The organism is Streptomyces chlorus (assembly GCF_042655885.1).
Lineage (GTDB): Bacteria > Actinomycetota > Actinomycetes > Streptomycetales > Streptomycetaceae > Streptomyces > Streptomyces chlorus.
This window is the reverse complement of the sequence record NZ_JBHSOA010000064.1, coordinates 50,634-73,352: the sequence shown is the minus strand read 5'-3', so window position 1 is coordinate 73,352 and position 22,719 is coordinate 50,634. Positions and strand designations below refer to the sequence as shown.

Here is a 22,719-nt window from a genome sequence, read left to right as displayed (position 1 = left end):
GTCGCCGCCGGTCGCGGAGTGCGGTCCTGCGGCCCCGAGGAATTGTGCAGCAGAAGTCATCCCGCCGGTCAGGCCCTCAGGCCCTCAGGGCCGCCCGGACGTCGGTGTGGGCCGCCCGCCCGTCGGCTCCGGCCACCGGTGTGCCCTGTACGAGCCGTCAGGGGCGCGTCCCGAGCGTGAGCGGGTCGTGAGGACGCTGTCCCCCTCGGGTGGCGTCCGTGGCTGCCCCGGGAGGGTGTGGCAGCCGAGCGGGCCGGGGGAGCCGGGCCTACATTGGTCGTACGTCAGCGCCGACGTCCGGGAGCCCACCATGACGGTCACCCATGCCCTCAAGGCCGATGTCCTGCGCCGGCAGGACCCCGAACTCGCCGGGATCCTGCACGCCGAGCGTGAGCGGCAGGCGACCACACTCCAACTGATCGCCGCCGAGAACTTCACCTCGCCCGCCGTGCTGGCCGCCCTCGGCTCACCGCTCGCCAACAAGTACGCCGAGGGATACCCGGGCGCCCGGCACCACGGCGGCTGCGAGATCATCGACGTCGCCGAACGCCTCGCCGTCGAGCGGGCCAAGGCACTCTTCGGCGCCGACCACGCCAACGTCCAGGCGCACTCCGGATCGTCGGCCGTGCTGGCCGCCTACGCCGCCCTGCTGCGCCCCGGGGACACCGTCCTCGCCCTCGGCCTGGCCCACGGCGGCCACCTCACCCACGGCTCGCCCGCGAACTTCTCCGGCCGCTGGTTCGACTTCGTCGGCTACGGCGTGGACGCCGAGACCGGCCTGATGGACCACGCGCAGGTCCGTACCCTCGCCCGTACCCACCGCCCCAAGGCGATCGTCTGCGGCTCCATCGCCTACCCCCGCCACATCGACCACGCCTTCTTCCGCGAGGTCGCCGACGAGGTGGGCGCCTACCTCATCGCGGACGCCGCGCACCCCATCGGCCTCGTCGCCGGGGGAGCCGCCCCCAGCCCGGTCCCGTACGCGGACATCGTCTGCGCGACCACGCACAAGGTGCTGCGCGGGCCGCGCGGCGGCATGATCCTGTGCGGCGCGGAACTGGCCGAACGGGTCGACCGCGCCGTCTTCCCCTTCACCCAGGGCGGGGCCCAGATGCACACCGTCGCCGCCAAGGCGGTCGCGTTCGGGGAGGCGGCGACCCCGGCCTTCGCCGTGTACGCCCACCAGGTGGTCGCCAACGCGCGGGCCCTCGCCGGAAGCCTGGCCGACGAGGGACTGGCCGTCACCACCGGCGGCACGGACACCCACCTGATCACCGCCGACCCGGCCCCGCTCGGCGTCGACGGGCGCGACGCCCGCGGCCGGCTCGCGGCGGCCGGACTCGTCCTGGACTGCTGCGCCCTGCCGCACGCCGACGACCGCGGGCTGCGCCTGGGCACCGCGGCGGTGACCACGCAGGGCATGGGGGAGCCGGAGATGACGCTGATCGCCGGGCTGCTGGCGAGCGTCCTGCGGGGCGGCACCGATCCGGCGCGGGCCCGCGCGGACGTACGCGAACTGACCGCGGCCTTTCCGCCCTATCCGTATCCCGGCTGAGCCCGGCTGAGCCCGGCTGAGCCCGGCTGAGCCCGGCTGGGACGTCCCGGGCCGTTCACGGTTTCGTACCGTATCGGTGCCGATGCGGGGTAGGCGCACCGCGTGCCCGGGCATCCGCACAGCGGCACGTGCGACCATCGTCGCTACCCGGAAGTCCTCACCCGTATGCGTCCCTCGCTAGGGTGTGGAGCTGTGATGGCCAGCGAGACCTGTGGGGAAGCCCGTGCGTGAATACCTGCTGACGCTCTGCATCACGGCCGCGGTGACGTACCTGCTGACCGGGCCGGTACGGAAATTCGCGATCGTGGCGGGGGCGATGCCGGATATCCGGGCACGTGACGTGCACCGGGAACCCACTCCGCGGCTCGGCGGGATCGCCATGTTCTTCGGACTGTGCGCGGGACTGCTGGTCGCCGACCACCTCACCAACCTCAGCCAGCTCTTCGACGAGTCCAACGAGCCGCGGGCGCTGCTGTCCGGGGCGGCACTGATCTGGCTGATCGGCGTGCTGGACGACAAGTTCGAGATCGACGCCCTGATCAAACTGGGCGGACAGATGATCGCCGCCGGTGTGATGGTCATGCAGGGTCTGACGATCCTCTGGCTGCCCATCCCGGGCGTCGGCTCGGTCGCGCTCACCCAGTGGCAGGGCACTCTCCTCACGGTGGCGCTGGTCGTCATCACCATCAACGCGGTCAACTTCGTCGACGGCCTGGACGGTCTCGCGGCCGGCATGGTCTGCATCGCGGGGGCGGCGTTCTTCCTGTACGCGTACCGCATCTGGTACTCGTACGGCATCGAGGCGGCCGCCCCGGCGACGCTGTTCTCGGCGATCCTGATGGGCATGTGCCTGGGCTTCCTGCCGCACAACATCCATCCCGCGCGGATCTTCATGGGCGACTCCGGCTCCATGCTGATCGGTCTCGTCCTCGCCGCCGGTGCGATCTCCATCACAGGCCAGGTCGACCCGGACGCGCTGAACCTGTACGCGGGCGGGGAGAAGGAGGCCGTGCACCAGACGGTGCCGGTCTACATCCCGCTGCTGCTGCCGCTGACGATCATCGCGGTGCCGGCCGCCGACCTGATCCTGGCCATCGTGCGGCGCACCTGGCACGGCCAGTCGCCGTTCGCGGCGGACCGGGGCCATCTGCACCACCGTCTGCTGGAGATCGGCCACTCGCACAGCAGGGCGGTGCTGATCATGTACTTCTGGTCGGCACTGATCGGCTTCGGGGCGCTCGCCTACTCGGTCAACTCGGCGTCCATGTGGATCGTGCTGAGCGTGGTCATCCTGAGCGCCCTCGGTCTGCTGCTGCTCCTGCTGCCCCGGTTCACCCCGCGCGCCCCGCGCTGGGCGGAGGCGTTCGTCCCGCCGCGCTACCGCCGCCGCCGGGCCGCCGCGCAGGATCCCCAGGCTGCCCCGGAGACGGCCACGGACGCGTCCGCCGGGACAGGGGCGCCGGAGGCGGACGAGCAGGCTGCCGCCGACCACCGCGCCCCGGTGACCGCCGGGGTCTCCGGTGTCAACGGCGCGACCGCCCTGGGCCACCGCGCACGTGTGGGCGACCGGGGGAAGGCCGGCAGCTCCTACTGAGGAGCACGGCCCACATCACGGTCAAGGTAAGAATCCGACTAGAGCATTGCCAAGTCGTGGGGCCCCGATGGGGCCCCCTTGGGGGTGCGAAGTTCCCCAATATCAGGCAAGTCGACCCCTCGCACCCTCTGGTGCGCAAGCTCACTCTCCTGTGGGACTCCATGCGGAGTCATTAGGTAAAGACTGCATCAAATAGTTTGTGATACCGTTCACGAGTCTCGCCGGAGAGCGCCGAAGAACCGCAGTGCGACGGTTCGTCGGTGGGGGGAAATCACACTCCATCCGGGGGACTACGCTCGTCCCTGACGACCATCCTTTGCCCCCTGTTCCAAACATGCGGAGTTCCGCCATGCCGTCCAACGACGTCCGGATCCTGATTCAGTCCGCCGTACCCACCGCTGTCGTCGGTGCGGTCGCGGTCGCGGTCGGTGCTGCCGTCGAAGGCGGCCAGGGGGCGATCGGAGCGGTCATCGGGGCACTGCTCGTGATCCTGCTCATGGGCGCGGGCCTGTACGTCCTTCAGTGGATCGCCAAGTCGGTGCCGCATCTGTTCCAGGCGATGGGGCTGATGATGTACATGACGCAGATCCTGCTGATCTTCGTCTTCATCGCACTCTTCAAGAGCACGACCCTGTTCCACCCGCAGGTCTTCGCTCTCTCGCTGCTCGTCTCCACCCTCACCTGGGTCGCCGCGCAGGCACGCGCCACGATGAAGGCCAAGACCTTCTACGTGGACCCCGACCCGGCGACGCCGACCGGGAACGCGGCCGAGGAGAAGGAAACATCGGAGCGGCCGTCGTGAGACGTAGGGCCGGGATAAGGGCGCATGACGGACCCTGCTATCGTCCGGTGCCAACTGCGGCATCGCGGGCGCGGGCATCCATGCTGACGCCTGTCACATCGCGAGGCGAGATGCCCCATCGCCGCTCTCCCATCCGTAACACCAGTCCCGTGCCGAACCGCGGCTCCGTGCCGCGCCGACACCACGAGGTTGCCGAATCCATGCGCCACGCTGAAGGAGCCCGCGGTGAGTGCTGACCCGACACAGGTGCTCGCCTTCGAGACCGACTGCCACATCTTCGACGGTTGTGGCTTCCCGTCTCCCGGGCTGCACTCGTTCCTGTTCGAGCCCATCTGGGGCGACGGCGACAGCAGCGTGTACTTCAACAAGACGATGCTGCTGGCGCTCCTCGGCTCGATCATCATCATCGGCTTCTTCTGGGCGGCTTTCCGCCGGCCCCAGGTCGTCCCCGGCAAGCTCCAGATGGTCGCCGAGACGGGCTACGACTTCGTCCGCAAGAACGTCGTCTACGAGACGATGGGCAAGCGCCAGGGCGAGAAGTACGTCCCGTTCGTCGTCGCGCTGTTCTTCTTCGTCTGGATGATGAACCTCTGGTCGATCATCCCGCTCGCCCAGATGCCGGTGACGTCGATCTTCGCCTACCCGCTGGGGCTCGCGCTGATCGTCTACCTGCTGTGGGTCTCGCTGACCTTCAAGCGGCACGGCTTCGTCGGCGCCATGAAGAACTTCACCGGCTACGACAAGTCGCTCGGTGCGGCGCTTCCCGTCGTCATGCTGATCGAGGCCTTCTCCAACCTGCTCGTGCGGCCTTTCACCCACGCCGTGCGACTCTTCGCGAACATGTTCGCGGGCCACATCCTGCTGGTGCTGTTCACCATCGCCAGCTGGTACCTGCTGAACGGCATCGGGATCGCCTACGCCAGCGTCTCGTTCGTGATGGTCCTGGTGATGACGGTCTTCGAGCTCTTCATCCAGGCCCTGCAGGCATACGTCTTCGTCCTCCTGACCTGCACCTACATCCAGGGCGCGCTCTCCGAGCAGCACTGAGCGTCCCCCTCCCGCCCCAGTCGTCCGGTGGTCCACCCCCACCGGCCCGTGAAGAAAAGGAAGAACCGGAATGTCCTACACCCTGGCCGCTGTCCACGGCTCGATCGCTTCCATCGGTTACGGCATCGCCGCCTTCGGCCCCGGTATCGGCGTCGGCATCATCTTCGGCAAGGGCACCGAGGCCCTCGCCCGCCAGCCCGAGGCCGCCGGTCTCATCCGCTCCAACCAGATCCTCGGCTTCGCCTTCTGTGAGGCGCTCGCCCTCATCGGCCTGGTCATGCCGTTCGTCTACGGCGTCTGATCGCCTGATCCGCGACCGGCTCACTAGACGAAAGGCACTCTGATATGAGCCCACTGCTTCATATCGCGGCCGAGGAGCTGCAGAACCCCCTCGTCCCGCCGATTCCCGAGCTCGTCATCGGCCTGCTCGCCTTCGTCATCGTCTTCGGCATCCTCGCCAAGAAGCTCCTCCCGAACATCAACAAGGTTCTGGAAGAGCGTCGCGAGTCCATCGAAGGCGGTATCGAGAAGGCCGAGGCGGCTCAGACCGAGGCATCGAGCGTTCTTGAGCAGTACAAGGCTCAGCTCGCCGAGGCCCGGCACGAGGCCGCGCGTCTGCGCCAGGAGGCGCAGGAGCAGGGCGCCACGCTCATCACCGAGATGCGCGCGGAAGGCCAGCGGCAGCGCGAGGAGATCATCGCTGCCGGTCACGCACAGATCGAGGCGGACCGCAAGGCCGCCGCGTCCGTGCTGCGCCAGGACGTCGGCAAGATCGCCACCGACCTGGCCGGCAAGCTCGTCGGCGAGTCCCTCGAGGACCACGCCCGGCAGAGCCGTGTGATCGACCGCTTCCTCGACGACCTCGACCAGAAGGCCGAGGCCGCACGATGAACGGAGCGAGCCGCGAGGCCCTGGCAGCCGCACGTGAGCGTCTCGACGCGTTGACGGACTCCACGTCCGTGGACGCCGGCTCGCTCGCCGAAGAGCTGGCCGCCGTCACCGCGCTGCTCCACCGCGAGGTGTCGCTGCGCCGGGTCCTCACCGACCCGGCGCAGCCCGGTGAGAACAAGGCGGACCTGGCCCGGCGCCTGCTCGGCACCCAGCTCAGCGGCGATGCCGCCGACCTGGTCGCCGGCATGGTGCGCTCCCGCTGGTCGCAGCCCCGCGACCTGGTGGACGCACTCGAGGAGCTGGCCGACCTCGCCGACCTCACCGCCGCGCAGAAGACGGGCGCGCTCGACAGCGTCGAGGACGAGCTGTTCCGGTTCGGCCGGATCGTCTCCGCGAACAACGACCTGCGCGCCGCGCTGACCGACCGCAAGGCCACCGCCCCGGCCAAGAGCGAGCTGCTGCACAGCCTGCTCGGACGCAGGGCGAACGCGACCACCGAGCGTCTGGTGACGCGTCTGGTCAACGCGCCCCGTGGACGTAGCCTGGAAGCGGGACTCCAGTCCCTGTCCAAGCTCGCCGCCGAGCGTCGCAACCGCATGGTGGCCGTCGTCACCTCCGCGGTGCCGTTGAGCGACGCGCAGAAGCAGCGCCTCGGCGCCGGCCTCGCGAAGCTCTACGGGCGCCCCATGCACCTCAACCTCGACGTCGACCCCACGGTCGTCGGCGGGATGCGGGTGCAGGTCGGGGACGAGCTCATCAACGGCTCCCTTGCGGACCGGCTGGAGGACGCGAGCCGCCGACTGGCGAGCTAGCCCTCACGCGGCAGTCGCGAACGACGCGACGGACGCGGCAATTGAACACGTAGCACGTACCTACGGCCCTGGTTGGGCCGTGCAGAGGATTCACCTCTTTCCGGGGGGAGTCCACATCCCCCCAAAGTGAAACTTCGGGCCCAACAAGGAGAGCAGGGAACTCAGATGGCGGAGCTCACGATCCGGCCGGAGGAGATCCGGGACGCGCTGGAGAACTTCGTCCAGTCGTACAAGCCGGACGCGGCCTCGCGCGAGGAAGTCGGCACGGTCACCGTCGCCGGCGACGGTATCGCCAAGATCGAGGGACTTCCCTCGGCCATGGCCAACGAGCTGCTGAAGTTCGAGGACGGCACCCTCGGCCTCGCCCTCAACCTCGAGGAGCGCGAGATCGGTGCCGTCGTCCTCGGTGAGTTCAGCGGCATCGAGGAGGGCCAGCCGGTCTCCCGCACCGGTGAGGTCCTGTCCGTCGCCGTGGGCGAGGGCTACCTCGGCCGTGTGGTCGACCCGCTCGGCAACCCGATCGACGGCCTCGGCGAGATCGAGACCGAGGGCCGCCGCGCCCTCGAACTGCAGGCCCCCACGGTCATGGACCGCAAGTCGGTGCACGAGCCGATGGAGACGGGCTACAAGGCCGTCGACGCCATGACCCCGGTCGGCCGCGGCCAGCGTCAGCTGATCATCGGCGACCGCGGCACCGGCAAGACCGCGCTGGCCGTGGACACGATCATCAACCAGCGTGACAACTGGCGCACGGGCGACGTGAACAAGCAGGTCCGCTGCATCTACGTCGCCATCGGCCAGAAGGGCTCCACCATCGCGTCGGTCCGCCGCGCGCTGGAGGAGAACGGTGCCCTGGAGTACACGACCATCGTCGCCTCCCCGGCGTCCGACCCGGCCGGCTTCAAGTACCTGGCGCCGTACACCGGTTCGGCCATCGGCCAGCAGTGGATGTACGAGGGCAAGCACGTCCTGATCATCTTCGACGACCTGTCGAAGCAGGCCGACGCCTACCGCGCCGTCTCCCTGCTGCTGCGCCGCCCGCCGGGCCGCGAGGCCTACCCGGGCGACGTCTTCTACCTGCACTCCCGTCTGCTGGAGCGCTGCGCCAAGCTCTCCGACGACATGGGTGCCGGCTCGATGACCGGTCTGCCGATCGTCGAGACCAAGGCCAACGACGTGTCGGCGTTCATCCCGACCAACGTCATCTCCATCACCGACGGCCAGTGCTTCCTGGAGTCCGACCTGTTCAACGCCGGTCAGCGTCCGGCCCTGAACGTCGGTATCTCGGTCTCCCGCGTGGGTGGTTCCGCCCAGCACAAGGCGATGCGCCAGGTCTCCGGCCGACTGCGCCTGGAACTCGCCCAGTACCGTGAGCTGGAGGCGTTCGCCGCCTTCGGTTCCGACCTGGACGCCGCGTCGAAGGCACAGCTGGAGCGCGGTCAGCGCCTGGTCGAGCTGCTGAAGCAGGACCAGTACCAGCCGATGGCCACCGAGGACCAGGTCGTCTCCGTCTGGGCCGGCACCACCGGCAAGATGGACGACGTACCGGTCGCCGACATCCGCCGCTTCGAGAAGGAGCTGCATGAGTACCTGCACCGCAGCGAGCAGGGCCTCATGACCTCCATCCGCGAGGGCGCCAAGATGTCGGACGACACCATCCAGGCCGTGGGCGACGCGGTCGAGGCCTTCAAGAAGCAGTTCGAGACGGGCGACGGCAAGCTGCTCGGCGAGGACGCTCCGGCCGCTGCCGCCAAGTGACGTTCAAGGAAGGGACCTGACTCATGGGAGCCCAGCTCCGGGTCTACAAGCGTCGCATCCGATCCGTCACCGCGACCAAGAAGATCACCAAAGCGATGGAGATGATCGCCGCCTCGCGCGTCGTCAAGGCGCAGCGCAAGGTGCGGTCCTCCACGCCGTACGCCGAAGAACTGACCCGTGCGGTCACGGCGGTCGGCACCGGTTCGGACGCCAAGCACCCGCTGACGACGGAGGCGGAGAACCCGACCCGTGTCGCGGTCCTGCTCCTCACGAGCGACCGCGGCCTCGCCGGCGCCTTCAACGCCAACGCGATCAAGGCGGCGGAGCAGCTGACCGAGCGTCTCGAGCGTGAGGGCAAGGAGGTCGACACGTACATCGTCGGCCGCCGCGGTCTGGCGCACTACAACTTCCGCGAGCGCACCGTCGCGGAATCGTTCACCGGCTTCACCGACGAGCCCACGTACGCGGACGCCAAGAAGGTCGCGGCCCCGCTGATCGAGGCCATCGAGAAGGAGACGGCGGACGGCGGCGTGGACGAACTCCACATCGTCTACACCGAGTTCGTCTCGATGATGACGCAGGCCGCGGTCGGTTCCCGGATGCTTCCGCTCCGCCTCGAAGAGGTCGCGGAGGAGACGTCGTCCGCCAAGGACGAGATCCTTCCGCTGTACGACTTCGAGCCCTCGGCGGAGGACGTCCTCGACGCCCTGCTGCCGCGCTACGTGGAGAGTCGCATCTACAACGCGCTGCTCCAGTCGGCCGCTTCGAAGCACGCCGCCACGCGGCGCGCGATGAAGTCGGCCACCGACAACGCGGGCGAGCTGATCGACACGCTCTCCCGCCTTGCCAACGCGGCCCGCCAGGCCGAAATCACCCAGGAAATCAGCGAGATCGTCGGTGGCGCAGGCGCTCTCGCCGACGCAAACGCGGGGAGTGACAATTAATGACCACCACTGTTGAGACCGCGACGGCCACGGGCCGTGTCGCCCGGGTCATCGGCCCGGTCGTCGACGTGGAGTTCCCCGTCGACGCGATGCCGGAGATCTACAACGCCCTGCACGTCGAGGTCGCCGACCCGGCGAACGCGGGTGAGCTCAAGACGCTGACGCTCGAGGTGGCCCAGCACCTGGGCAGCGGCCTGGTGCGCACCATCTCCATGCAGCCCACCGACGGCCTGGTCCGCCAGGCCCCGGTGACCGACACGGGCTCGGCCATCTCCGTCCCCGTCGGCGACTTCACCAAGGGCAAGGTGTTCAACACCCTCGGTGAGGTGCTGAACAGCGACGAGACCTACGACGGCGAGCGCTGGCCGATCCACCGCAAGGCGCCGAACTTCGACGAGCTCGAGTCGAAGACCGAGATGTTCGAGACCGGCGTCAAGGTCATCGACCTGCTGACCCCGTACGTCAAGGGCGGCAAGATCGGCCTGTTCGGCGGTGCCGGTGTCGGCAAGACGGTGCTCATCCAGGAGATGATCTACCGCGTCGCCAACAACCACGACGGTGTGTCGGTGTTCGCCGGTGTCGGTGAGCGCACCCGTGAGGGCAACGACCTCATCGACGAGATGAGCGATTCGGGCGTCATCGACAAGACCGCCCTGGTCTTCGGTCAGATGGACGAGCCGCCGGGCACCCGTCTGCGCGTCGCGCTGGCCGGCCTCACCATGGCCGAGTACTTCCGTGACGTCCAGAAGCAGGACGTGCTGTTCTTCATCGACAACATCTTCCGCTTCACGCAGGCCGGTTCCGAGGTGTCGACCCTGCTCGGCCGTATGCCCTCCGCGGTGGGCTACCAGCCGAACCTGGCCGACGAGATGGGTCTCCTCCAGGAGCGCATCACCTCGACCCGCGGTCACTCGATCACCTCGATGCAGGCGATCTACGTCCCCGCGGACGACCTGACCGACCCGGCCCCGGCCACCACCTTCGCCCACCTCGACGCGACGACGGTTCTGTCCCGTCCGATCTCCGAGAAGGGCATCTACCCGGCCGTGGACCCGCTGGACTCCACGTCTCGCATCCTGGACCCGCGCTACATCGCGCAGGACCACTACGACACGGCCATGCGCGTGAAGAACATCCTGCAGAAGTACAAGGACCTGCAGGACATCATCGCGATCCTCGGTATCGACGAGCTCGGCGAGGAGGACAAGCTCGCCGTCCACCGTGCCCGTCGCGTGGAGCGCTTCCTGTCCCAGAACACCCACGTCGCCAAGCAGTTCACCGGCGTGGACGGTTCGGACGTACCGCTGGACGAGTCGATCGCCGCGTTCAACTCGATCTGCGACGGCGAGTACGACCACTTCCCGGAGCAGGCGTTCTTCCTGTGCGGTGGTATCGAGGACCTGAAGAACAACGCCAAGGAGCTGGGCGTCTCCTGAGCCCCGTGCTCGAGTGACCTGAGTCGGGGGGCGGGCACCGTCCCGCCCCCCGATCCACGCCCATTAGACTTGTAACCAACACCCGGCGGACCTGCCGGGTGGTGACCCGAGGAGCCATCTTGGCTGCTGAGCTGCACGTCGCGCTGGTCGCGGCCGACCGAGAGGTCTGGTCCGGCGAGGCCACCCTGGTCGTCGCGCGCACCACGTCCGGCGACATCGGCGTCATGCCCGGTCACCAGCCGCTGCTCGGTGTGCTGGAGTCGGGCCCGGTGACCATCCGTACCAACGACGGCGGGACGGTCGTCGCCGCGGTGCACGGCGGTTTCCTCTCGTTCGCGGACGACAAGCTGTCGCTGCTGGCCGAGATCGCCGAACTGTCGGACGAGATCGACGTCAAGCGCGCCGAGCGGGCGCGGGACCGTGCGAAGTCGGAGACGGACGCCTCGGCGGAGCGGCGCGCGGACGTACGACTGCGCGCGGCGGCGGAGCACTGAACGACCCGAGGTGTCTCCCAGGCCGTCTAGGCTCTGGGGGAGCCGTGCGATGACGTCACTCAGCCGCGGCTGGGACCGGAGCGATCCGGACCCGGTCGCGGCTGAGGCAGATCTGGATGATTTTTCCGTTCCGTTACCTAGGAGACGAGGAGGTCGGTGTCGATGATCCTCGCTCTGACTGTGTGCGGAAGTGTCGTGGCTCTCGTGGTGGTGGGACTCTTCGTCTTCGGTCTGCGCCGCCGCCTCATCCAGCGTTCCGGCGGGACCTTCGACTGCAGCCTGCGCTGGGACGCCCCGCAGCCGGGCGGCTCCGGCGGCAAGGGCTGGGCGTACGGGGTGGCCCGCTACAACGGCGACCGGGTGGAGTGGTTCCGCGTCTTCTCCTACGCCCTGCGCCCGCGCCGCGTCCTGGAGCGTTCGGCGATCGAGGTGGCCGGCCGCCGGGTGCCCGAGGGCGAGGAGGAACTGGCGCTGCTGTCGGACGCGGTGATCCTCGCCTGTCTGCACCGGGGCAGGAGGCTGGAGCTCGCGATGAGCGACGACGCGCTGACCGGTTTCCTCGCCTGGCTGGAGGCGGCCCCGCCCGGCCAGCGGGTGAACGTCGCGTAGAGCGACGTTCAGGGCCCCTCCTCCTGGCAGCGGAGCTGTTGGGGGAGGGCGAACGTGGCATAACCGGACGCGAACACGCGAGTGCTCCCCGGACGAGGTCCGGGGAGCACTGTTGCTACGGACCTGCCGGTTACCTCAGGCCGCTGTCGATGGCGGTGGCCAGCTCACCGTTCGCGGTGTCACCGCTGAACTCCCAGAAGAAGGCGCCGCCCAGGCCCTGGCTCTTGGCCCAGCTCATCTTGCCGGCGATGGTGGCGGGGGTGTCGTAGGACCACCAGTTGCCGCCGCAGTGGGCGTAGGCCGTGCCGGCGACGGTGCCGGTGGCCGGGCAGCTGTTCTTGAGGATCTTGTAGTCCTCGATGCCGGCCTCGTAGGTGCCGGGCGCCGGGCCGGTGGCCGCGCCGCCGGGGGCGGCCTGGGTGACGCCGGTCCAGCCGCGGCCGTAGAAGCCGATGCCGAGCAGCAGCTTGCTCGCCGGGACGCCCTTCGCCTTCAGCTTGGAGATCGCGGCCGCGGAGTTGAAGCCGTCCTGCGGGATGCCGTTGTACGAGGTCAGCGGCGAGTGGGGGGCCGTGGGGCCGTTCTTGTCGAAGGCGCCGAAGTAGTCGTAGGTCATCACGTTGTACCAGTCGAGGTACTGGGCGGCGCCGCCGTAGTCGGCCGCGTCGATCTTGCCACCCGAGGAGCCGTCCGCGGTGATCGCGGCGGTGACCAGGTAGTTCCGGCCGAACTCGGCACGCAGGGCCTGGGAGAGGTTCCGGAAGGCCGCCGGACCGCTGGTGTCGCAGGTGAGGCCGCAGGCGTTCGGGTACTCCCAGTCGATGTCGATGCCGTCGAAGACGTCGGCCCAGCGCGGGTCCTCCACGACGGCCTTGCAGGACTTGGCGAAGGCGGCCGGGTTCTGCGCGGCCTGGCCGAAGCCGCCGGAGTAGGTCCAGCCGCCGAACGAGTACAGCACCTTGATGTGCGGGTACTTCGCCTTCAGCTGGCGCAGCTGGTTGAAGTTGCCGCGCAGCGGCTGGTCCCAGGTGTCGGCGGTGCCGCTGACGGACTGGTCGGCGGTGTAGGCCTTGTCGGTGGCGGCGTAGGCGTCGTCGAGCTTGCACTGGCCGTTGGTGACGTTGCCGAACGCGTAGTTGATGTGGGTGATCTTGGCGGCCGAGCCGGACGTCACCAGGTTCTTGACGTGGTAGTTGCGACCGTAGACGCCCCACTCGGTGAAGTAGCCGAGCTTGACCTTGTTGCCGGTGGGCGGCGGTTCCTCGGTGTTGCCGGTGGTACGGACCCGCACCGAACCGCTGACCGGGCCGGTCTGGTCGGCGGTGTCACGGGCCTGCACGCTGTACGAGTAGTCGGTGCCCTTGCTCAGGCCGCTGTCCGTGTACGAGGTGCCGGTCACCGTGGCGACCTTGGCGCCGTCGCGCAGGACGTCGTAGTTCTTGACGCCCTTGTCGTCGGTGGCCGCGGACCAGGACAGCCGCACCGAGGTGTCCGTCACGTTGGAGGCCGAGGGGGTGCCGGGCGCGGAGGGTGCCGCGTCGCCGGGGACGGAGGTGCCGTCGCAGCTGCCGCCGTTGAGCTTGCAGCCGGCGGGGGCGCCGGTGCCGGAACCGTTGAAGCCGAAGCTGAGGGAGGCGCCGGGGGCGAGGGTGCCGTTCCAGGACTTGTTCTTGGCGGTCCAGTGGTTGCCCGAGGACGTCACGTCGGCGTCCCAGGCGGAGGTGACGGAGGTGCCGGAGGGGAAGTCCCACTCGACGGTCCACGCGTTCAGGGCGGTGGTGCCGGTGTTCTTCACCGTCCACTTGCCCTCGAAGCCGGAGCCCCAGTCCTGGGTCTTGGCGTAGGTGGCGGTAGCGGACGTCGCGGCCTGGGCGGGGCTCGCGAGGGCGACGAGGGCGGAGAAGGGGAGGAGGAGGGTGGCGAACCCGGCCACGGCTCTGTGTCTGAAGCGCATGCTGCGCCTCCTTTGTGGTGACGGATGTCGTCGGGGGCGTGACTGAGCCATCACACCCGCGGTGCCGTGAGGATAGAAAGGTCTGGACCACGGGTCAAGAGGTCTGGACCAGTAGGTCGTTATGGCCGCTGGATGCCCAACTCCTGAGCCAGTACCGCCGCTTGCACCCGGCTGCGCAGGCCCAGCTTTCCCAGCAGACGGCTGACGTGCGTCTTCACCGTGGCCTCCGCCATGTCGAGGCGCTCGGCGACACCCGCGTTGGACATACCCTCGCCGAGACAGGCCAGGACCTCCCGCTCGCGCCGGGTGAGGGAGTCCAGCACCGCCGGATCGGCCGTGGACGCGCGGGCGGGCTTCGCGGCGAACTCGGCGATCAGCCGCCGGGTGACGGCCGGGGCGACGAACCCCTCCCCGCGCGCCACCGTGCGCACGGCCGCGATGAGGTCCCTTGCCTCCGTGTTCTTCAGCAGAAACCCCGAGGCGCCGGCCCGCAGCGCCCCGAAGACGTACTCGTCGAGATCGAAGGTGGTCAGCACCAGCACGTCGGCGAGCTCCTCCGCGACCACCTGCCGGGTGGCCGACACCCCGTCCAGGCGGGGCATCTGCACATCCATCAGCACCACGTCCGGCCGCAGTTCACGGGCGAGCGCCACCGCCTGCTCCCCGTCCGCCGCCTCGCCCGCCACCTCGATGTCGGGCGCGCTGCGCAGGATCAGCACCAGTCCGGCACGGACGGCGGCCTGGTCCTCGGCGACCAGAACGCGGATCATTCGGTCTCTCCTCGGGTGGTGGGCGTGGGGGTGGTGGCCGTGGCGCCGACGGAGGCGTCGGTGAGGGGCAGGGAGGCGCACACGACCCAGACCTCGGGGTGCGCGAGGCCGGCGCCGCTCTCCGGGCCGGCCCCGAAGGTGCCGTGCAGCAGGGCGACCCGCTCCCGCATTCCCACCAGACCGGCCCCGGAGCCCGGGGCGCGCGGGGCGTCCCGGCCGCCGTACGGGCTGACCACGCGGATGTCCAGGGCGTCGGCCGCACGGCGCAGCCGCACGGTGACCGGCCCCTTGTCGGCGTGCTTCAGCACGTTGGTCAGCGCCTCCTGCACGATCCTGTACGCGGCGAGCTCCACCGGCGGCGGGACGGCATCGTGCCCGGCGCCGGGCAGGGGGTCGAAGACGACCTTCAGGCCGTTGGCGCGGGCCCCCTCCACCAGGGCGCCGAGACCGTCGAGGGTCGGGGTGGCGCCCGGCTCCTGGTCGCCGGGGTCGCGCAGGATGCCGATGAGGCGGCGCATCTCGGACAGTCCCTGGACGCTGTTCTCCCGGATCACGGTGAGCGCGTTCCTGGAGGTGGCCTCGTCGTCCAGGGAGAGCGCGGCCGTGGAGTGAATGGCGATCGCGGACAGGTGGTTGGCGACCACGTCGTGCAACTCCCGTGCCATCCGAGCGCGTTCCGCGGTCACCGCCTGGGTACGGTCCATCTCGGCCAGCAGCGCGGTCTGTTCGGCGCGCAACCGGGCGGCCTCGGCGGCCTCACGGTGGTTGCGCACGATCAGCGCCGTCGACGCGGGCGTGAATGCGATGACGCCGATGGCCACTCCCACCAGCAGCGCCTCGGGCACCCGCCACAGCGCGTACGGCACCAGCGCCCCCACGACCGTGAGCAGCGCGGTGATCCGCGGGAGCAGGCGGGCAGCGGTGGGCGTGCCGTACAGGACGGCGGCGTACATGAGGTCGGTGTACATGACGAGCGTCGCCAGGCTGCCCTGGGTCAGTCCGTCCGCGAGCAGCGCCGCCGTGCCGGTGAGCAGCGCGGTGCGCGGGGCACTCCGGCGCAGCAGCTCGCAGCCGGCGATCACGACGAGCGGGACCAGGAGCGGCCACCGGCCGTCGAAGACCACGTAGGCCTCGTCGGCGGACCGCATGCCCAGGCCGATGCCCCAGAGCAGCAGTCCGCCGAACAGTCCGGCGAGCGACGCCCACACGTCGATGCGGTGGGGCCGGGGGAGTCGTAGGGCCATGACTCCATCCAACACGCTGCGCGCGGCCGTCGCCTGATGCCCGAGAACGTTCCTCAACGGCACTGGACTGCATCTTTCGATGTACAGGGAGTTCATCGGCGGCGACGACGCCGGCGGCCGGTGCGCACGGGAGCCTGGAAGGGTGACCGAGAGGAGCGAACCGTGATCGTCGCCTTGATCGCCGCCTGTGAGATCGGCTTCTGGGTGCTGCTGGCCGCCGGGCTGGCCTTCCGCTACCTGCTGAGAATGCCGCGCACCGGCCTGGCGCTGCTGCTGTGCGAGCCGCTGCTGGAGGTCGTCCTGCTGGTCGCCACCGCGATCGACCTCAGGAGCGGCGCCGAGCCGGGCTGGGCGCACGGCCTGGCCGCGCTCTACATCGGCTATACCGTGGGGCACGGCCACCGCACCGTGAAGTGGCTGGACGGCCATGCCGCCCACCGCTTCGGCGGCGCCCCGAAGCCGGCCGGACCGCCGCGCTACGGCACGGCCCGCGCCCGGTACGAGACGAAGCTGTGGCTGGGCACGGTGGCGGGCGCCGCCGTGGCCGGCGCGCTGCTCCAGCTCGCCCTCTGGTACGTCGACGACGCGGGCCGTACCGGCACGCTGGAGGAATGGCGCCTCGCCGCCCTGCGTCTCGCCGCGATCCACGGCGTGGTGGCTCTGACCTACTGGCTCTGGCCGAAGAAGGCCCCGGCGGGCGGGCGGCGGGCGGACCGGGACGCTCTCGCCGACACGAAGGAGAGTGTCCGCCGGTGATCACAGGCAGACCCTGAAGCCGCCCTCCCGCCCGGAGCGGGAGGGCGGTCCTTCAGCGCTCCCCGCCCGGTACCCACAGCACGTCGCCGGTCTCCTTGTTGGCGATGCGCGCCAGGATGAACAGGAGGTCGGAGAGGCGGTTGAGGTAGGTGGCGGTGAGGGGGTTCATCGTGTCGCCGTGCGTCTCCAGCGCGGCCCACGTGGAGCGCTCCGCGCGGCGGACCACCGTGCACGCCTGGTGGAGCAGGGCGGCGCCCGCCGTCCCGCCCGGCAGGATGAACGAGCGGAGCTTCTCCAGCCGCTCGTTGAAGCGGTCGCAGTCCGCCTCCAGCCGGTCCACGTAGAACTGCTCGACCCGCAGCGGCGGGAACTCCGGGCTCTGCACGACCGGCGTCGACAGGTCCGCGCCCACGTCGAACAGGTCGTTCTGGACACGGGTGAGGACCTCGACGACCTCCGTCTCCAGGCCGCCCAGGGCGATCGCGGTGCCGATCACCGCGTTCGCCTCGTTGGAGTCGGCGTAGGCGGAGATCCGCGGATCGGTCTTGGGGACCCGGCTCATGTCGCCCAGGTTCGTGGTGCCCTGGTCGCCGGTCCTGGTGTAGATACGCGTCAGATTGACCATGTGGCCACCCTAGTTGCGCCCCGGCGCGAACGGCACGGCGGCAAGGCGGGTCCGGAGACCACGACGGGCGGGTCCCGGTGCGGGCCCGCCCGTCGCGGTGTCCGGCTCCGGTGCGCCGGACCGGTCCGTCAGATCCCGCAGGTGGGGGCCGACCAGTACGGCGACGGGTCGTGGGCCACGTGGACGTGGTCGTTGTGGCCGGGGTAGCCCGGGCCGAGGATCTCCGAGAAGCCGTGGGTCCTGCTCTGCTGGGCGAGGGTGCAGAAGCTCGGCGAGCCGACCAGGTCGGCCGCGTCGCCGTAGAGGTGACGGCTGGTCGAGGAGCCGCCGACCGCGTTGTTGCAGGCGTAGGAGCGGAAGCCGCTGGAGATGGTGATCGGCACGTCGCCGAGCTGGCGCCGCATGGCTTCCAGCTTCCACATGGTCTTCAGGGCGTTCGCCCTGGCGGTGGTCGCCGAGACCGCGCCGCCCGACCAGTCGGAGTTGCACTTGTTGAGCTCGGCGTAGCTGAAGTGGACCGGCGTGCAGTCGGAGTCCTGGAGCGCGTAGATCTTGTTGAAGGTCGCCGGTCCGGCCGCGCCGTCCGCGGCCAGCCCGTAGGCCGCCTGGAACTTCTTGACGGCGGCGGTGGTGCGGGCGCCGTACTGGCCGTCGTAGGAGAGCCGTTCGCCCGAGGTCACCCAGCCCGCGACCCGGATCTGCAGCTGGGTCACATCGTTGCCGGAGGAGCCCTGGGACAGGGAGCGGCTCCAGGTGTAGCAGTCGTCGGCATGCGCCGTGCCCGCGGTGACACTCACACCGAGGACCGCACCCGCCATGATCATGACAAATGAGAGAAGGGTGCGTGCCGTGCGTCTGAGCATGGTGGCCTCCTGGCCGTCGGTCGGTGGACGAGGTGGTGCCGCCGGCCGGCCGGACGGCGACCGCCGACCAGCGTGCGCCACGCAGCTACGCGCGTCAACAACGCACCGGTGGATCCGGGGAGTTGATGACGGGGAGATCCGGTGAGTGAATAGTGCCGTCCGGCACCGGCCGGGAGGGACGCAGGAACCGGGAACGGTACGGTCCTCGGGCGTGACGGGTGTCTCACGGCGTGAGACGTGACACGCATTACTAACCCCTCACGCACCCGCTCACGGACGCTAATGTCCGCGAGTGACAGACATGAACAGTGCGTGAGCGTTTCGAAGGGGAGTCGCACAGTGGCACGGAAGCTCGCCGTCATCGGGGCCGGTCTCATGGGGTCCGGAATCGCCCAGGTCTCCGCCCAGGCGGGCTGGGACGTCGTTCTGCGCGACGTCACCGACGAGGCGCTCACGCGCGGCACCGACGGAATCAAGTCCTCGTACGACAAGTTCGTGAGCAAGGGCAAGCTCGAGGCCCACGACGCCGACACGGCCCTCGCCCGGATCACCGCGACCACCGACCTGGACGCCTGCGCCGACGCGGACGTCGTGGTCGAGGCGGTCTTCGAGAAGCTCGAGGTCAAGCACGAGATCTTCCGTGCCCTGGACGGGATCGTGCGCGACGACGCCGTTCTCGCCTCCAACACCTCCGCCATCCCGATCACCAAGATCGCGGCCGCGACGCAGCGTCCGGAGCGGGTCGTCGGCGTCCACTTCTTCTCGCCGGTGCCGATGATGCAGCTGTGCGAACTGGTTCGCGGCTACAAGACCAGCGACGAAACCCTCGCCACCGCACGGGAGTTCGCCGAGTCGGTCGGCAAGACCTGCATCGTCGTCAACCGCGATGTGGCCGGCTTCGTGACCACCCGTCTCATCTCCGCCCTTGTCGTCGAGGCCGCGAAGCTCCACGAGTCGGGTGTGGCGAGCGCCGAGGACATCGACCTGGCCTGCAAGCTGGGCTTCGGGCACGCCATGGGACCGCTGGCCACCGCGGACCTGACCGGCGTGGACATCCTGCTGCACGCCACCAGCAACATCTACACCGAGTCCCAGGACGAGAAGTTCGCCGCTCCCGAGCTGATGCGCCGGATGGTTGACGCCGGTGACATCGGGCGGAAGAGCGGGCAGGGCTTCTACACGTACTGATCACCCCGAACGCCTCGGCTCGGTCACACGCCGGGGTGAATTCGGTATCGGTTCGCTTACGCGGGGCAACCTCTGCGGGCTCCACGCAGTCAGAGGTTGCATCACCGGCATGACGAAACGTGGAGCACGAGACGCACGCATCGGGGAGCGCATATGTACATCAGGGGCGACCACGCCGAGCTGGTCGTCGGGGGCCGCCTCGACGTCCGCAGCGCGGCGGACGCCCGTACGGTCCTGCACGCGGCCGTCGATGACGGAGTCGGCGACCTGCTGCTGGACCTGTCCGAACTGGACTCCTGGGACGCCACCGGACTCGGCGTGATCATGGGAGCCCACCGACGGGCCGGCCGCTGCGGCCGGCGTTTGGTGCTGCGCGACGTACCGCCGCAGATGCAGCGCCTGTTGGTGGCCACCCGGCTGCACCGGATCCTGGCGATCGAAGGAGGTATCGGGGTGGACACGCTGCCCCGGGTATGAGGTGCGGGACAGGCCCGGCCGGCCAGGACCGGACGGACCCGGCCGGCCTCGGCGTACCGTACGGCGCGCGCACAATCCTCACGAGACTGTGACGTCTCGGACCGCCCGGTACCCCGAGCTGTCGTAGATACTGGGCGAAGGTTTAGGGTTCGGCTGCCCGCCGCCTTGCAACCCTCGAGCGGGACCGGACCAGAAGCGACAGCGCGGTGTGCAGCGACGCCGGAAGTCCGACGACAGGACCCAGGCACACAACGCTTTTGGGGGGCTAGGACCTAATGGACCCGAACAACCCGGGACCCGAGGAGTACGGTCGCGACGGCGACGGGCACGCGCCGCGCCAGCGCCCGCCCAGGGATCCCCTCGCATCCGACTTCGGACCGCCCGCGCTCGCGCGCGCGGTGCAGCTCGTCTCCGGCGACTTCCTGCTCACCGTCAACCCCGTCGACGGCAGCGAGATAGAGCCCTGCCCGCCCGCCGAGCGGCCCGCCCGCCCGGCGAAGCTGACGGAGGCCGAGCGCGCCGAGACCGCCCGCGCCGCGCAGCCGCCCGTCCCGCCGGGACCCGCGCAGCCCGTGCTGCCGCTGCTGGCCCGCCAGGACGAGCGCGAGAAGCTGGTCCGGCTGCTCGCCCGCGGCCGCTCCGTGCTCCTCACCGGGCCCGCGGGCTCCGGCCGCACCCGGCTGCTCGACACCGTCGCCGAGGACTGCGCGGACCTCGCCCCCGACGGCGTCGTCCGCCTGAACGGCCATCGCCGCAGCAGCGAGGACCTGCTGTACGACCTCTTCTACGCCGTCCACGGCGCGCCCCTGCACCGCCCCGACCGGGACGAACTGGCCGACTGCCTGCGGGAGGTCGGCGCGGTCGTCGTCCTGGACGACCTCGGGTTCGGCGGCGCCGCCCTCGACGAACTGCTGGACGCCACCCCCGAGTGCGCCTTCCTGCTCGGTGCCAGTCCGGACGTGCCCGCCCCGTCCGCCGGCTCCGGTGTCGAGGAGATCACCCTCGACGGCCTCGACCGCGCGGCCGGCCTGGAACTGCTGGAGCACGCCGTCGGCCGGCGCCTCACCGAGGACGAGTCGAACTGGGCCGGCGACCTCTGGTTCGAGTCCGAGGGCCTGCCCCTGCGCTTCGTCCAGGCCGGCGCCCTGCTGCGGCAGCGCGACCGGCTGCGCGTCGGCACCAGCGCCGTCGACGAGTTCGGTGTCTTCGAGGACACCCCGCCCGAGGACCTGCCCGAGGGCGCCGTCGAGGGCGACGAGATCCCGCTGCCCTCGCTCGGCGATGCGGCCGCCCCCGCCCCGCTGCTCGCCTCCCGGCTCAGCACCTCCGCCCGCGCCACCCTGCGGTTCGCCGTCGCGCTCGGCGGCGAACTCCCGCACCAGGCACACCTGCCCGCGCTGGTCGGCGACACCCACGCCGACGCCGCTCTCGGCGAACTGACCGCGTGCGGACTGGTCTGTGCCGTCGGCTCCCGCTACCGGCTCGCCGCCGGTGTGCCGGCCCAGCTGGAGGCCGCCGGGTACACCGACGACATCGAGGCGCAGGCCCGTACCGCCGCCCAGCACTACGCCTGGTGGACCGGGCACCCCTCGGTCACCCCGGAGCGGGTCTGCGCCGAGGCCGACGCCGTGCTCGCCGCGCTCGGCCTGCTGTCGCCGCTCGCCTCGGCCGGCGGCGAGGGCGAGCCCAGCACCGCCGTACAGCTGGCCCGCTCCGCGGCACCCGCGTTCGCCGCGGGCCTGCACTGGAGCGCCTGGGAACGGGCGCTGCGGGCCGGCGCCGAGGCCGCCCGGCACGCCGGGGACGTGGCGGAGGAGGCCTACTTCCACCACGAGCTCGGCGTCCACGCCCTGTGCACCGGCGACCTCGACCGGGCCCGCGCCGAGCTGGAGGCCTCCATCGGCCTGCGCGGGGCCCTCGCCGACAAGCGCGGCACCGTCGCCGGACGCCGCGCGCTGGCCCTGGTCGCCGACCGCTCCGGCATCCCGATGGCGCTGATGCCGACCGTGGGGGAGGAGGTGCCCGACGCCCACTACGAGGAGTCGGTGTCGCCGCCCCGCGGGGTGCCGTCGGCGTTCCCGGAGCTCCAGCCGCCCGCCGACACCGGGCTGATCGTCCACCGCACCGCGCCCGTACCGGGGCCCGCGCCCGCGTACAAGGCGGGCGGCGGACTGAAGGGCCTGGCCCGGCGCAACCTCGTGGCGGCCGGCGCGGGCGCGCTGCTCGTCGCCGTGCTGGGCACGGTGGTCACCCTCGGCGCCACCTCGGAGAGCGACGAGGGCACCTCGTCGGAGAACGTCGGCGTCAACCCGTCCGCGAGCCAGGGCATCGACGACGGCAGCCTGGGCGCCGACCCGCGGGCCGACGAGAACGGCGACACCGGCGACGCCACCAGCCGGCCGACCGACCCCGGCCCGGACGGCACCCTCGGCACCTCGGACGACCCGACGCCGACGGCCACCGAGTCGGGCGGGCCCTCGGACGACCCGAGCGACACGAAGGAACCGGACGACCCGACGACCGGCACCGGCCCGACGAAGCCCACCAAGCCGCCGACGTCACCCACCAAGCCGCCGACCTCCAACGAGCCGACCAAGCCCACGGACGACCCGACCGACCCCACCGAGGAGCCGACCGGCCCGACGACCGACCCCACCGAGCCGACGGCGGAGCCGACGGACGGGCCCTCGTCGCCGGAGACGACCAACTCGGCGAGCGGCCCCGCCCCTTCCACCCCCGCGGAGACGGGGTCGGAGGCGAGCGGTTCGGCGAGCGGTTCGGCGAGCGCCCCGCAGAGCAGCGACGAGGGCACGCCCGGCAGCTCCGGGACGATGGTGATCTGACGGACGTACGCGGGAAGGGCCGGACTCCCGAGGGGAATCCGGCCCTTCGCGCATGCC

The 22,719-nt window shown here is 70.4% G+C and carries 21 protein-coding genes; 16 read left to right on the top strand and 5 right to left on the bottom strand.

Annotation, left to right across the window (positions count from 1 at the left end; genetic code table 11):
- Nucleotides 1–310 precede the first annotated feature (310 nt).
- The 12 genes from ACFPZI_RS27495 to ACFPZI_RS27440 all read left to right on the top strand — a co-directional run bounded on the left by ACFPZI_RS27495 (nt 311) and on the right by ACFPZI_RS27440 (nt 11,942).
- Nucleotides 311–1,555: a serine hydroxymethyltransferase gene (locus ACFPZI_RS27495; RefSeq protein ID WP_381368309.1), complete on the top strand. Its 1,245-nt coding sequence runs from the start codon at nt 311–313 to the stop codon at nt 1,553–1,555.
- A 223-nt stretch (nt 1,556–1,778) separates the two neighbouring features.
- Nucleotides 1,779–3,149 (top strand): MraY family glycosyltransferase, encoded by a 1,371-nt coding sequence (locus ACFPZI_RS27490; protein WP_381368306.1) that lies wholly within the window; start codon nt 1,779–1,781, stop codon nt 3,147–3,149.
- Nucleotides 3,150–3,498: 349 nt separating this feature from the next.
- Nucleotides 3,499–3,951, top strand: coding sequence for a hypothetical protein (locus ACFPZI_RS27485; RefSeq protein WP_381368303.1), 453 nt, complete (start codon nt 3,499–3,501; stop codon nt 3,949–3,951).
- 225 nt (nt 3,952–4,176) lie between these two features.
- On the top strand, nt 4,177–4,998 hold the full coding sequence (gene atpB / locus ACFPZI_RS27480; RefSeq protein WP_381368300.1) for a F0F1 ATP synthase subunit A: 822 nt from the start codon (nt 4,177–4,179) through the stop codon (nt 4,996–4,998).
- A 70-nt stretch (nt 4,999–5,068) separates the two neighbouring features.
- The gene (gene atpE, locus ACFPZI_RS27475; RefSeq protein ID WP_381368297.1) at nt 5,069–5,299 is read left to right on the top strand and encodes an ATP synthase F0 subunit C; all 231 of its coding nucleotides are present in this window, start codon (nt 5,069–5,071) and stop codon (nt 5,297–5,299) included.
- A 44-nt stretch (nt 5,300–5,343) separates the two neighbouring features.
- Nucleotides 5,344–5,889 (top strand): F0F1 ATP synthase subunit B, encoded by a 546-nt coding sequence (locus ACFPZI_RS27470; protein ID WP_381368294.1) that lies wholly within the window; start codon nt 5,344–5,346, stop codon nt 5,887–5,889.
- On the top strand, nt 5,886–6,701 hold the full coding sequence (locus ACFPZI_RS27465; protein ID WP_381368291.1) for a F0F1 ATP synthase subunit delta: 816 nt from the start codon (nt 5,886–5,888) through the stop codon (nt 6,699–6,701). Before ACFPZI_RS27470 ends, ACFPZI_RS27465 begins: the two co-directional genes overlap by 4 nt.
- A 165-nt stretch (nt 6,702–6,866) precedes the next feature.
- Nucleotides 6,867–8,459: a F0F1 ATP synthase subunit alpha gene (gene atpA, locus ACFPZI_RS27460; RefSeq protein ID WP_381368289.1), complete on the top strand. Its 1,593-nt coding sequence runs from the start codon at nt 6,867–6,869 to the stop codon at nt 8,457–8,459.
- 23 nt (nt 8,460–8,482) lie between these two features.
- Nucleotides 8,483–9,403, top strand: a complete 921-nt coding sequence (locus tag ACFPZI_RS27455; RefSeq protein WP_381368286.1) for a F0F1 ATP synthase subunit gamma — start codon at nt 8,483–8,485, stop codon at nt 9,401–9,403.
- On the top strand, nt 9,403–10,839 hold the full coding sequence (gene atpD, locus ACFPZI_RS27450) for a F0F1 ATP synthase subunit beta (protein ID WP_381368283.1): 1,437 nt from the start codon (nt 9,403–9,405) through the stop codon (nt 10,837–10,839). The genes ACFPZI_RS27455 and atpD overlap by 1 nt, the downstream gene beginning before the upstream one ends.
- Nucleotides 10,840–10,958: 119 nt before the next feature.
- Complete coding sequence (locus ACFPZI_RS27445) at nt 10,959–11,333, top strand: F0F1 ATP synthase subunit epsilon (protein WP_381368280.1); 375 nt, start codon at nt 10,959–10,961, stop codon at nt 11,331–11,333.
- A 162-nt stretch (nt 11,334–11,495) separates the two neighbouring features.
- On the top strand, nt 11,496–11,942 hold the full coding sequence (locus tag ACFPZI_RS27440) for a DUF2550 domain-containing protein (RefSeq protein ID WP_381368277.1): 447 nt from the start codon (nt 11,496–11,498) through the stop codon (nt 11,940–11,942).
- 130 nt (nt 11,943–12,072) lie between these two features.
- Here the strand turns inward: ACFPZI_RS27440 and ACFPZI_RS27435 are convergent, their stop codons facing one another.
- The 3 genes from ACFPZI_RS27435 to ACFPZI_RS27425 all read right to left on the bottom strand — a co-directional run bounded on the left by ACFPZI_RS27435 (nt 12,073) and on the right by ACFPZI_RS27425 (nt 15,910).
- Nucleotides 12,073–13,896 (bottom strand): glycosyl hydrolase family 18 protein, encoded by a 1,824-nt coding sequence (locus ACFPZI_RS27435; RefSeq protein WP_381368274.1) that lies wholly within the window; start codon nt 13,894–13,896, stop codon nt 12,073–12,075.
- 119 nt (nt 13,897–14,015) lie between these two features.
- Entirely contained in the window at nt 14,016–14,666 is a 651-nt protein-coding gene (locus tag ACFPZI_RS27430; protein WP_381368271.1) for a response regulator, read from the bottom strand.
- A complete protein-coding gene (locus tag ACFPZI_RS27425) occupies nt 14,663–15,910 on the bottom strand; it encodes a sensor histidine kinase (RefSeq protein ID WP_381368268.1) in 1,248 nt (415 codons plus the stop codon). The genes ACFPZI_RS27430 and ACFPZI_RS27425 overlap by 4 nt, the downstream gene beginning before the upstream one ends.
- 162 nt (nt 15,911–16,072) lie before the next feature.
- Here ACFPZI_RS27425 and ACFPZI_RS27420 point away from each other — a divergent pair, with 162 nt between their 5' ends.
- Nucleotides 16,073–16,666: a hypothetical protein gene (locus ACFPZI_RS27420; RefSeq protein ID WP_381368265.1), complete on the top strand. Its 594-nt coding sequence runs from the start codon at nt 16,073–16,075 to the stop codon at nt 16,664–16,666.
- A 52-nt stretch (nt 16,667–16,718) separates the two neighbouring features.
- Here ACFPZI_RS27420 and ACFPZI_RS27415 read toward each other — a convergent pair whose 3' ends face one another.
- Nucleotides 16,719–17,291: a cob(I)yrinic acid a,c-diamide adenosyltransferase gene (locus ACFPZI_RS27415; RefSeq protein WP_381368262.1), complete on the bottom strand. Its 573-nt coding sequence runs from the start codon at nt 17,289–17,291 to the stop codon at nt 16,719–16,721.
- A 128-nt stretch (nt 17,292–17,419) separates the two neighbouring features.
- Entirely contained in the window at nt 17,420–18,154 is a 735-nt protein-coding gene (locus ACFPZI_RS27410) for a D-Ala-D-Ala carboxypeptidase family metallohydrolase (protein ID WP_381368259.1), read from the bottom strand.
- A 339-nt stretch (nt 18,155–18,493) separates the two neighbouring features.
- Between ACFPZI_RS27410 and ACFPZI_RS27405 the strand changes: the two genes are divergently transcribed.
- The 3 genes from ACFPZI_RS27405 to ACFPZI_RS27395 all read left to right on the top strand — a co-directional run bounded on the left by ACFPZI_RS27405 (nt 18,494) and on the right by ACFPZI_RS27395 (nt 22,662).
- A complete protein-coding gene (locus tag ACFPZI_RS27405) occupies nt 18,494–19,342 on the top strand; it encodes a 3-hydroxyacyl-CoA dehydrogenase family protein (RefSeq protein WP_381368257.1) in 849 nt (282 codons plus the stop codon).
- Nucleotides 19,343–19,495: 153 nt separating this feature from the next.
- Nucleotides 19,496–19,819: an STAS domain-containing protein gene (locus ACFPZI_RS27400; protein ID WP_381368254.1), complete on the top strand. Its 324-nt coding sequence runs from the start codon at nt 19,496–19,498 to the stop codon at nt 19,817–19,819.
- Nucleotides 19,820–20,094: 275 nt separating this feature from the next.
- The gene (locus ACFPZI_RS27395) at nt 20,095–22,662 is read left to right on the top strand and encodes an ATP-binding protein (protein WP_381368251.1); all 2,568 of its coding nucleotides are present in this window, start codon (nt 20,095–20,097) and stop codon (nt 22,660–22,662) included.
- Nucleotides 22,663–22,719: the final 57 nt, after the last annotated feature.

Bases quoted from the DNA above. Each gene is read 5' to 3' on its own strand.
- atpD (WP_381368283.1), top strand. From the start codon at position 9,403: ATGACCACCACTGTTGAGACCGCGACGGCCACGGGCCGTGTCGCCCGG.
- ACFPZI_RS27495 (WP_381368309.1), top strand. From the start codon at position 311: ATGACGGTCACCCATGCCCTCAAGGCCGATGTCCTGCGCCGGCAGGAC.
- ACFPZI_RS27455 (WP_381368286.1), top strand. From the start codon at position 8,483: ATGGGAGCCCAGCTCCGGGTCTACAAGCGTCGCATCCGATCCGTCACC.
- ACFPZI_RS27485 (WP_381368303.1), top strand. From the start codon at position 3,499: ATGCCGTCCAACGACGTCCGGATCCTGATTCAGTCCGCCGTACCCACC.
- ACFPZI_RS27430 (WP_381368271.1), bottom strand. From the start codon at position 14,666: ATGATCCGCGTTCTGGTCGCCGAGGACCAGGCCGCCGTCCGTGCCGGA.
- ACFPZI_RS27440 (WP_381368277.1), top strand. From the start codon at position 11,496: ATGATCCTCGCTCTGACTGTGTGCGGAAGTGTCGTGGCTCTCGTGGTG.
- ACFPZI_RS27410 (WP_381368259.1), bottom strand. From the start codon at position 18,154: ATGCTCAGACGCACGGCACGCACCCTTCTCTCATTTGTCATGATCATG.
- atpE (WP_381368297.1), top strand. From the start codon at position 5,069: ATGTCCTACACCCTGGCCGCTGTCCACGGCTCGATCGCTTCCATCGGT.
- ACFPZI_RS27465 (WP_381368291.1), top strand. From the start codon at position 5,886: ATGAACGGAGCGAGCCGCGAGGCCCTGGCAGCCGCACGTGAGCGTCTC.
- ACFPZI_RS27425 (WP_381368268.1), bottom strand. From the start codon at position 15,910: ATGGCCCTACGACTCCCCCGGCCCCACCGCATCGACGTGTGGGCGTCG.
- ACFPZI_RS27470 (WP_381368294.1), top strand. From the start codon at position 5,344: ATGAGCCCACTGCTTCATATCGCGGCCGAGGAGCTGCAGAACCCCCTC.
- ACFPZI_RS27435 (WP_381368274.1), bottom strand. From the start codon at position 13,896: ATGCGCTTCAGACACAGAGCCGTGGCCGGGTTCGCCACCCTCCTCCTC.
- ACFPZI_RS27395 (WP_381368251.1), top strand. From the start codon at position 20,095: ATGGACCCGAACAACCCGGGACCCGAGGAGTACGGTCGCGACGGCGAC.
- ACFPZI_RS27415 (WP_381368262.1), bottom strand. From the start codon at position 17,291: ATGGTCAATCTGACGCGTATCTACACCAGGACCGGCGACCAGGGCACC.
- atpA (WP_381368289.1), top strand. From the start codon at position 6,867: ATGGCGGAGCTCACGATCCGGCCGGAGGAGATCCGGGACGCGCTGGAG.
- ACFPZI_RS27400 (WP_381368254.1), top strand. From the start codon at position 19,496: ATGTACATCAGGGGCGACCACGCCGAGCTGGTCGTCGGGGGCCGCCTC.